This window comes from Okeania sp., from assembly GCF_983059655.1.
The window spans coordinates 1-6,294 of record NZ_CEZPJD010000452.1 but is presented as its reverse complement, the minus strand read 5'-3'; the positions used below and the strand labels follow the sequence as shown (position 1 = coordinate 6,294).

Here is a 6,294-nt window from a genome sequence, read left to right as displayed (position 1 = left end):
TATGAATAACTCCAGGGTTGAGAGGAATAGCGGCCATTCCTGACGGTAATTCTTGGGCTAAAGTACGAGTCAAACCCTCTATTGCCCACTTTGAAGCACAATAAGGCCCCATTTGCGAAGAAGTGGAACGTCCCCAACCAGAACTAAAATTAACAATTATTCCGCTCCTTCTAGAAATCATCAAGGGCAGAAAATGACGCATCACATTTGCTACACCCTTAATATTAATATCAATTAATTGAGAAAATTCCTCACTATCAACTTCCCAAATATACCCAGGTTGATTAATTATGGCGGCATTATTTATTAATAAGTCTGGCGGTGAATAATTACCTAATGTTTTAGCTGCCCATTCTCGCACAGATTTTTCATCTGCTATATTCACACTGGTAAACTGATGTGGATTACCATATTGAGTAGTTAATTTTTCAACAGCAGATGCAGAGCGAGCACAACCAATAATAGTATGACCTAATCTAATAAATTCATCCGTCATAGCTCTACCTAAACCACGGCTGACTCCTGTAATAACAATTATCTTTTTCATCGAGTATATATATTTTTATTTAGCTCTTATTATAATTAAATTTTGTTCTAAATCACGTTAAAGAAGGAAGAAGGAAGAAGGAAGAAGGCTTGAGTTATCTAACAGAGAAGGATAAAAGTGGATGGGGATATTTAACTACCTGCTACTTCCTGTCTACAAAGCAAAATCAATTGTAGATACCGTATAGACGGTGGGGTATTAAACTCATAAATAAAAAACTAATAAAACCACATCATAATTTTATAATGTTAGCTATTGACAAACAACAATTATCAGTCTGGATAGAAACAGCATTAACTCAAACAAAACTAGGAACTTTACCTACTTATATTCCTTCACTTGCTGAAGCTAACCCTAATAATTTTTCCATAGTTTTACAAGATATTGAAAATCAGATTATTTCATTAGGTTATGTAGACATAAAGTTGCCTCTAATGAGTGCAATTAAACCTTTTTTGTTATTTTATTTATTATGTGAATTTGGCAGTGATTTTGTATTTAAAAGAGTGGGAATAAAACCTTCAGAAAAGCCTTTCAATTCTTTAGAACAACTGGAAATTGATAGTGGATGGCCAAGAAATCCAATGATTAATAGTGGAGCGATCGCTTTATCATCGTTACTACCAGGAAATACTTCTCAAGAGCGCTGTGAAAATTTTTGTTCTTGGCTCAATGAGTATGGAAAATGTCAATTATTTTTAGATACAAATATATTAGCTTCTGTTAGGTCTTTTCCTAATCAAAATAATCAAGCTATAGCTCAAAAATTGGTAGAAGCTGGTTATATTTCAGACTCAAAAATTGCTCTAGATACTTATAATCAAATCTGTTGTTTATCTGGCACAATCTTTGATTTGGCTAATCTAGGGATGTTGTTAGTAAAATATCCTAATTCTGAGTGGAAAAAACACTGTTGTACAGTTAAAGCACTAATGACTACTTGTGGTTTGTATGAAGCATCAAGTAGTTATGCCGTAAAAATAGGAATTCCAATTAAGTCTAGTGTAAGTGGAATTGTTTTAGGAGTAGTTCCTAGTACGGGAGTAATTGTTTGCTATAGCCCTCCTCTAGACAAGCAAGGAAATTCTGTAGCAGGTTTATTTATTTTAGAACTAATTTCTCAAAATTTACAATTAAGTGTCTTTTGCTAAAAAAGTGTCATCAATTTTTAGTAAATAAAAACATGAATTTATGACCTACTTTTTTGTAGCATTCTTTTTTTAAATTAGACATCACCAGAAAAAAGGGAGTAGAGAGTAGGGGGAAATAATTAATGATTTCTGTACGATAATTAATTTTATTTTTTATTATTGGAGATGTCTATTAGTGTCAATGATTTTAGATTTAATCAGAAAGTCCTAATTAGGGTTTGATGAATAAATATCAAATATAGCGCTGTGCGCAGCTCATTTGGCAGTAGGGGGGATAAAAAGCTTATTATATAAAACTTTTAGCTATTGGACAGTTCCTGAAATTTGTAAAGCAAGCCAGCACACATTGCTATAATTGCCAGATAAAGGTTTGAGCCTTTTTATGTATTGAAAAAGTACATGGTTTTCAGCTCTTCATACTCAAAAAGGAGCGCACTTTTAGCGCATAGTTGGGCAAAAAAATTCTCCCCTACTCCCCTACTCCTTCAAAAAGACTTTTTCAGCAAGCCCTAATTAGCTACCCTCTACTCCCCTATTCCAAAAAATAGAAAAGTGTGTTTAGGCTTTCAAATTTCATTTTTATTCGCTCCCTACTGTAAATTTTTCAACAATCAAAACTCTCTAATTATCTTCCTTTATTTCTTGGCTCCCTCAAGCATTTAATTCTCTGTTTAGATTTTCAATATAAATGCTGAAGTAATCTTTGCTTCATTAATTAACCATTAATCTTTTGAGAAATTTATCGGCAAATTAAATGGTACAAAATTCATAACAATTCGACTTATATTCTATTTCTGGGGAGAAAATTCTCACACAACCCTGCTTATAAATAAACTGGTCACTATATTTGTGCTTGGCATTTGCAATAATATTAAACCTTGCCATTATTGCTATTAACTCAGATCTTCTTATAGGTTTACTGACATAACCATTAGCACCTTGCTTCATAGCCCAATACGCATCAACTTCTTCGTTTTTACTAGAGAAAAAAACAACAGGTATATTCATAATTTTAGGTTCTGATTTAATTTTACGACAAACTGAATAGCCATTCATTTTTGGCATAATAATATCTAAAAGTACTAAATCAGGATGTTGTAGTTGAATTTTTTCTAGTGCTTCTAAACCATTACTTGCCAGTATAATACTCAATCCCATCTTGGTCAGAACCTGCGAACATAGTTTTCTGACAATCTCGCAGTCATCTACTATTAAGACTGTTTTTTTGATCATTATTAAATAGTGAAGCTAGTGTATAGTTACCGAACTTAATTGAAGTGTAGATTTAGCACCTGTGAATTGGGTAATTTAATGGTCGCACTCCTGACTGTGTTCTCAATTGCAGGTTAAATCAATCGATTCAGTTAACAATGAAATTTTTAACTAATGAAGATGTTAGTCTTACTAACCTAGTTTCAGAATTTTTTGGTAGAGCATACAATCGTATATGCCTATAACTATAATACACATTATTATTAGAATATCAGAAGTTTTACCGAAATTTATGAAGTTACGATGAAGTTTTATAACTCGAAGTTAAATAGCTAGAAAAAATTAAGTATTGGGATGAAAATTTAGAGTATTTATACCAATTATGTGATACTTCAGCCTAGCTTCAATACTTAAGCAATTAGTAGAATTTTACAGCAATTCCCAAAAAGGGTAATTATCTTAATTTCCTCAAATCCTATACACCACTTTTTACTTTGACTGTTTTGAATATTCAGCTGACTAAAACAGAATTGGCATGAGATTTGAAAATTGTTTCAGCTTTTGTGGCGTGTAAATCCGGATAAAATATCTAATTAAACTTAAAATCAAGAATACTCTTTGTTAAATACGTCAAATTCTCAAGTTTTAGGAATAAATAAAACAATTAAATTGAGGTGAAAATTTCAGTATTGAGTTTGTAGGTGTACTGTCAGGGGTTGTTTTCAATTTAGATTAAATTCCACTCAAGCAGTAACCCTAAATCATGAAGTTTGGGAATCTCCCATTATAATCTTTGATTTAACGGGAGAGGATGTCAATAGAAGTCAGCCATAAAATGAAGAATTAATTTGTAAACATTCAGCTATCAGAAGTCAGCTAGCCTCCTCCGGAGGAACTACGTTAACAGCAATTAGTAATGAATGATTACTTCTTAGGTTTTGTCCAGGGACTTCGGCAGTAACTTTTTATTCTTGTTCAATCTCAAAGGTTACTTTTAAACAGACCCAAAATTAATAGCTGATAGCTAATAGCTGACGGCTGAATACTTACATTAATTTGCCATCTTGGTCCATATAATTCCTTTAGGGGCGTTTTGCTCTGCAATATATAAAGCAACAGCTTTGCATTAGCAAATGACTATTCGCCCCTACTGGACTGACACACCTTAAATGGTGCATTAGATTCAATTCAAAAGTCAAAAGTAAGAATTTTCAAGTTAAAAGCTAATGCACAGTTTTAGATGTCTCAGTCTACTACAACTAGAAAAAACATGAGTATTTGTAGCAAACATTTATCAATTCGTTATGATTCCGTTAACTCTCCTACTGTATAAATTCTATAACTAAGAAACAATGGTTTAGGACTTATGCGAATGATGAATCTTAGACTAGAAAATGTTTCTCCAACTATTTCCAGTCAAGTGTTTCCTGCTATATAAATTACATTCTTTCTAAAACAGAAATTCCGAGCAAAGATAATCCTAACTTTAAAGTTCTAGCTGTCAAGTCACATAATAATAATCTAGAAGTACGCAAAGGTTCTTCTGAAGTTAAAACTGGGCAATTCTCAAAAAATTGATTAAACTTTCCACTCAATTCATATAAGTATTCACAAAGACGATTAGGTAATAATTCAATAGCTACTATATCTAACACTTCACTCAACAGTAATAGATGTTTTCCTAACACCAATTCTTGCTCATCTTTCAAGATAATTTTGCCATCCTCTCTTAACTTTTCAAAATCAATTTCTCCCTTCCGAGCAATTCCTTTAACTCGCACATAAGCATACAATAAATAAGGAGCAGTATTTCCATTCAAAGCTAACATTTTATCGAAACTAAACACATAATTACTATTCCGATTTTGACTCAAATCTGCATACTTAACCGCACTCAAACCCACAACTTTAGCTATATTTTCAATAAACTCATCACTCTCCGAACGATTCTCCTCTTTCAGTCTCTTTTCCAAATCATTCCGCGCCCGATTTATAGCCTCATCTAATAAATCTTTTAACCTCACAGTTTCCCCAGAACGAGTCTTTAACTTTTTCCCATCTTCTCCTAATACCAAACCAAAAGAAACATGAACAACATCCACATTTTCTGGAATCCAACTAGCACGTTTTGCCACTTGCCAAACTTGAGAAAAATGATTAGCTTGACCAGCATCCGTAACGTAAATTAATCGCTTTGCACCCTCTTTTTCAATCCGATGACATAAAGCAGCTAAATCAGTAGTTGCATAATTATAACCACCATCAGATTTTTGTACAATTAACGGTAAACGCTCGCCTTCCTTATTAGTAAATCCTTCCAAAAATACACATTGAGCACCATCATTCTCTTCCAATAAACTTAACTTATTTAACTCTTCCACAACCCCAGACAACATAGAATTATAAAAAGATTCTCCCCGCTCATTTAACTCAATATCAAGTAAGTCATAAATGACTTTAAATTCTCTGCGAGATTGATTACATAAAAGTTGCCAAGCATAACGACTATCCTCCGCACCAGCTTGCAAATTTACTACTTCTTCTCTAGATTTTTCCTTAAAAATTTCATCTTCATCAAACCTTTTTTTTGCCTGTCGATAAAAAGCAACTAAATCTCCTATATCTAAAACATCAGCAGTTTTTAAAGCTTCCGGAAAAGCTTCGCGTAAATAAGTAATTAACATTCCAAACTGAGTACCCCAGTCTCCCACATGATTTAATCTGAGTACATCATGTCCCTGAAATTCTAGGACTCTTGCCAAAGAATCTCCTATAATTGTTGAACGTAAATGTCCAACGTGCATTTCTTTCGCAATATTAGGACTAGAAAAGTCAAGTACAACTCGCTGCGGATTTTTTGTAGGGTAAATATTAAGTCGTTCATCCTCAATAATCTGTTGTAAATGAACTTCTATATATTCTGGTTTGAGGGTAATATTTATAAAGCCTGGTCCAGCAATTTCTGGAGGTTTACATATATCTTTAATATCGAGCTTTTCAATAATTTGAGTAGCGATCGCCCTTGGTTTATTCTTTAATTTCTTAGCTAAAGACATTGCTACATTACATTGATAATCTCCAAATTTGGGATTACTAGCTGGAACGACCATTGGATCTGTATTGGCTAAATCTTGACCAAAAGCAGCAACTATAGCTTTGTCAAATTTACTTTTGAGTTGTTCAAGACTAGAATTAATCATTACGTTTAAGATTTTAAATTTCTATAGATAATAACTTTTTGCTATGAAAAAAAGCACTGATACCTGATAAACTTTCCCTAAATATTTGAGTAGGTAAGGAACATAATTTACATACAGCGCTTCTCAAGTTACTGAGGTACAGTTGTTTTTTTTATTTTCTATTTCGTAAGGATGTTACATACAA

Annotated in this window: 4 protein-coding genes; 1 reads left to right on the top strand and 3 read right to left on the bottom strand. The window is 32.8% G+C overall.

Annotated features, from left to right (window positions below; translation table 11 throughout):
• On the bottom strand, positions 1-547 hold a 547-nt coding region (locus AC3DU7_RS21645; RefSeq protein ID WP_488041371.1), incomplete at its 3' end, for an SDR family oxidoreductase.
• Positions 548-792: 245 nt separating this feature from the next.
• Here AC3DU7_RS21645 and AC3DU7_RS21640 point away from each other — a divergent pair.
• Complete coding sequence (locus tag AC3DU7_RS21640; RefSeq protein ID WP_488041370.1) at positions 793-1,698, top strand: glutaminase; 906 nt, start codon at positions 793-795, stop codon at positions 1,696-1,698.
• A 750-nt stretch (positions 1,699-2,448) separates the two neighbouring features.
• On the opposite strand, the gene AC3DU7_RS21635 is transcribed toward AC3DU7_RS21640, so the two are convergent.
• Positions 2,449-2,931: a response regulator gene (locus AC3DU7_RS21635; protein ID WP_488041369.1), complete on the bottom strand. Its 483-nt coding sequence runs from the start codon at positions 2,929-2,931 to the stop codon at positions 2,449-2,451.
• A 1,418-nt stretch (positions 2,932-4,349) separates the two neighbouring features.
• Entirely contained in the window at positions 4,350-6,107 is a 1,758-nt protein-coding gene (gene argS, locus AC3DU7_RS21630) for an arginine--tRNA ligase (RefSeq protein WP_488041372.1), read from the bottom strand.
• Positions 6,108-6,294: the final 187 nt, after the last annotated feature.